The organism is Micromonospora sp. NPDC048999, assembly GCF_040649295.1.
In the GTDB taxonomy this organism is placed as follows: Bacteria; Actinomycetota; Actinomycetes; order Mycobacteriales; family Micromonosporaceae; genus Micromonospora.
On the sequence record NZ_JBEZFI010000092.1, the window covers coordinates 1 to 3,674 of the forward strand.

The 3,674-nt window shown below is 67.4% G+C and carries 3 protein-coding genes and 1 pseudogene; 2 read left to right on the plus strand and 2 right to left on the minus strand.

Translation table 11 applies throughout. The features are described 5' to 3' along the window. Positions 1-107: 107 nt before the first annotated feature. A pseudogene (locus AB0C02_RS33395) lies at positions 108-527 on the plus strand (alpha/beta hydrolase fold domain-containing protein); the annotation flags it as partial. A gap of 63 nt (positions 528-590) precedes the next feature. On the opposite strand, the gene AB0C02_RS33400 reads toward AB0C02_RS33395, so the two are convergent. Both AB0C02_RS33400 and AB0C02_RS33405 read right to left on the minus strand, forming a co-directional pair. Then, a complete protein-coding gene (locus AB0C02_RS33400) occupies positions 591-728 on the minus strand; it encodes a hypothetical protein (protein WP_357553207.1) in 138 nt (45 codons plus the stop codon). Between the two features lie 350 nt (positions 729-1,078). Further along, positions 1,079-2,341: an ATP-binding protein gene (locus AB0C02_RS33405; protein WP_357553208.1), complete on the minus strand. Its 1,263-nt coding sequence runs from the start codon at positions 2,339-2,341 to the stop codon at positions 1,079-1,081. Positions 2,342-2,760: 419 nt separating this feature from the next. Here AB0C02_RS33405 and AB0C02_RS33410 point away from each other — a divergent pair. Next, positions 2,761-3,674: hypothetical protein (locus tag AB0C02_RS33410; RefSeq protein ID WP_357553209.1), on the plus strand; the 914-nt coding region annotated here is incomplete at its 3' end.

A 3,674-nucleotide genomic window follows, 5' to 3' on the forward strand; every position in this document is an offset into this window, starting at 1 on the left:
ACCGACCACAACTGTCCGCCCACCCGGAAAAACCATGTCCGTGGAACCGGAGACCAAAAGTCCACCCACACGGAAAACCCGATGACCGTTGACACGATGCGGGCGAGCCGGTCCCGGCTGCGCAGATACTGTTGTGCCCCAACACTGACCTGACGCTCTCACAGCCCAGTGTTGAGGAGAAGGGCACCGGCTACGGGCTCGACGCGGACTTCTTGGCCTGGGCGGTCGAGCAGTGGACGCCCGACCATGAGCAGCGGCTCGATCCCATGTTGAGCCCGATTCGGGTTCCCGACCTCCGGGGCCTGCCCAGAACCGTGCTCGTGACTGCCGAGCACGACGCGCTGCGGGACGAGGGCGAGGCCTACGCCAAGCGCCTGACCGAGGCCGGGATATCGGTGGCCTATCGATGCGAGCCGGGACTAGTCCACGGATTCATCCAGGGCATGGACCTGACATCGCCCGAGGCGGCGGCCGCTCACGAGCGGGTGTTCGCCGACATCCGCGCGCTGGTCGACGAGACTTCCTGACAGGTACATTGCGCGGCCGATGAAGGCGAGCAGCCGCCGGTGGGCCGGGTCCCGAGGCAGTAGTCACGCCACGATCTTCAGGATGATGGCCTCGCGGGCGGCTGCCGCGGCCTGGAACAGTCCGGTGAGCTCGCGGATGTCGCTGACGAGCAGCCCGGTCCAATCGTCGTCGAACCGACGGTGGTAGCCGCTTTCCTGCATGCTCGGCGAGGTCGGTGCGATGCCGCGCGGCCCACGTATCGACGGGAACGGCGGACAGGAACTCGGCCACCAGACCGACCGTACCCGTGTTGAGCGTGCCGACCATCCAGTCGTCATCCCAGTCCGCTGGAGAGCTGCCGAACACCCTGGCCGCGGCCTCCCAAGGAAGGGGTTCTCCATTTTAGATCTCTCGCGGCGGTCGCGTGCGCGGGTGGCTGTGATCGCCTGTTGAAGATCAGCAGAAGTGCATCAACGCTTATCTGTGCCACTTTTGCGTGGTTCGCCGCTTCAACGGCGTCCGTAGCGCGTGTGTCCTGGTGAAGCGGGAGCGACCTGCGGAGGGTGCGAGGTCAGGCTGCTGGCGGTGCGGAAGTCTGCCACAGGGCGCTGACCGGCATGGCGCGGAGTCTGTCGCCGAACGGCAGCGTGGAGGTTCCGGTGTAGAGGACGATGCCGGCGATGAAGTCGTCGCCGAGGCGGTCGGCGAGTCGGCGTAGCCCGCGGAAGTCTTCGGGTCCGACGGTGCTGGCTGCTTTGACTTCGATCCCGACGACGTGGCCGGATCTGCTTTCGAGCACCGCGTCGACTTCGTACCTGCTCTGGTCCCGGTAGTGGGACAGCTCTGCGGACTGGTCGGACCAGGTGAGTTGGCGGCACAGCTCGGATAGGACGAATGATTCGAGTAGCGGGCCGAACGGGGCACCCGGCCGGAGTAGCGCCCGGGCGTCGGTCGCGATTTCGTTGGCGGCGATGCCGGAGTCGACGAAGATCATTTTGGCTGCAGCGGTGGCGCGGGTGCCGAGGTTACGCGACCAGCCGGGGATCCGCTTGACCAGGAAGATTTCTTCCAGGGCCCGGAGATAGCGGGCGATCGTCGGCCGACTCAGTCCGAGTGCCGATTCGAGGGAGTTGGCGGCGATGATGGTCGCGGATCGGGCCGCGAGAAGCCGTACCAGCTTGCGTAGCTCGCCCTTGTGCTGGATGTCGGACAACTGCCGCACATCGCGGTCGATGAGCGCCTGGACGTAGGCGTCGAGGAACCGTTGGCGGCGACGTGGATCGGTGCGGGTCGTGGCCTCGGGCAGGCCGCCGCGCACGATCCTGGCCGCGTAGTCGGCGCGGGTCACGTCCGACTTGTGTCGCAGCTCGGGGCCGAGCGCGAAGATGGCGTCGACGAATCCGTCCGGTTGCCCGTCGAGTTCGCCCTGAGAGAACGGCCAGAGCTCGACGGTCTCCATCCGACCGGGCAACGCGTCCGGGGCGGCGACCATGCCGAACAGTCGAGATGATCCGGTGAGCAGATACCGGCCGGGACGGGGGTCCTCGTCGACGGCAGCCTTGATGGCCAGTAGCAACTCCGGAACGCGCTGGATCTCGTCGATCACCAGGAGCTCGGAGGAGTCCACGAACCCGACCGGGTCAGTGATCGCCGCCGCCCGGTCCTGTGCCCGGTCGAGATCACGACGCTCGGCGAGACGATCACCGGCGACGATGCGCACCAGAGTGCTCTTGCCCGCCTGCCGTGCTCCGCTGATCAGAACGACACGGGTGTCAGCCAGGGCGGCGTCGACTTGGGCAGCGGCGCGGCGGGGGATCAGGTGCGGTGTGGGCACCGGGTCATAATAACTGGGCGCGGTTACGATTTGCGAGGTGCCACGCGTTCGATCTGCGGACCCAGTCGTGTTCGGAACGCGGGTCCACGGTGTTCGATTTGCGGGCCCCGAGGCGGTCGTCGTGCCCGCACTGTCGGCGCGCACGGGCCGCCCTTACCGGCAAGGGCGCGATGACGGGGATTCCTCACATGCTGACAAACCCGCCGCAATCCGGCACGCCGGCATCGCGCTTGCTCGACGGTCTCGCGCTCACCGGCAGGCACACGCGACCAACTCGCCATGGCCGAAGGCTAAGCAATTTGATTACTTATCCACAGTGATCATAGAATTCCGTTGTCGGGCGTTTTATTGGGGATGCGGTCGGCGGAGAGCCGGGCTTGTCTGTTGTTCGGGTCCGGGTGGTGCCAGGGCGGTGGCGGGTGAGCCGGAAGTTGGCGTTGGCTTCAGGCGAGGCGGTGCGGACCGCGTGTGCTCGTGTGCTGCTGCGAACGGGGCTGGATGAGGCGTCCGGGGAGGTCGTGTCCCGGGCGGTGCTTGCCGAGCGGGTCGGTTGGTGTGCTGATCTGGTGGTGGGCATGGTCGGCAGTCTGCTGGCCGGGCACTGGAACGCGGCTGATGTTGATGTGCTGGCCTCGGGTGTGGATGCCGGTGGTCGGAGGTTGCCGTCGAATGCGTGGATGGCGTTGCGGCGGCTGGGTTGGACGGCCGCTGTTCCGGAGGGTGTGAGGGTCAATGACCGGATCGTGCGGATGGTCCAGGAGCAGGCGGGGCGTGTTCTGCGGTCGGTGAAGTGGCGTGCCGACCTGACCGCCGGGGTCCTGTCCACCTGGCCCGCCGACCCGCGCCGACGCACCGGGCAGGAGTGGGAGCGGGTGCGCGCTGCGATCCCGGGCGGGCAGGGTCTGCCATCCAGTGTCATCAAGGGCCGTACCCGGCAGGCCGCCGCGTTCCTCACCACCAACGGTCGCCTGCCGGTGGATGTGTTCGAGTTGGAAGGCGTGCCGAGGGTTCCGCGGATGTTGTTGTTGGCCGCGTGTGACCGGCAGCAGGCCACCATCGAACGTAGCGACACGGACCCGGGCAGGGTCCTGCTGCGCCTGCAACTGCCGACCCGGGCGGATCCGCGTTCGTATCGGGACTGGACGTGGGTGGCCTGCCCGATCAGCCTGCCACCCACCGTCCCCGCCTCAGCGGTGCTACACCTGCCCACCCTCCGCGTCACCGGCGGGACGGTGCGAGCCGATCTCGCCTACACGCATCCGGTGCCGAAGGCGAAGCGTGCTGGGCACGAGGTGGCGCTGGGCGTGGACTGGGGGCTGAACACGCTCCTGTC

Coding starts and splice junctions, on each gene's coding strand:
- AB0C02_RS33400 (WP_357553207.1), bottom strand. CDS start 728: ATGCAGGAAAGCGGCTACCACCGTCGGTTCGACGACGATTGGACCGGG.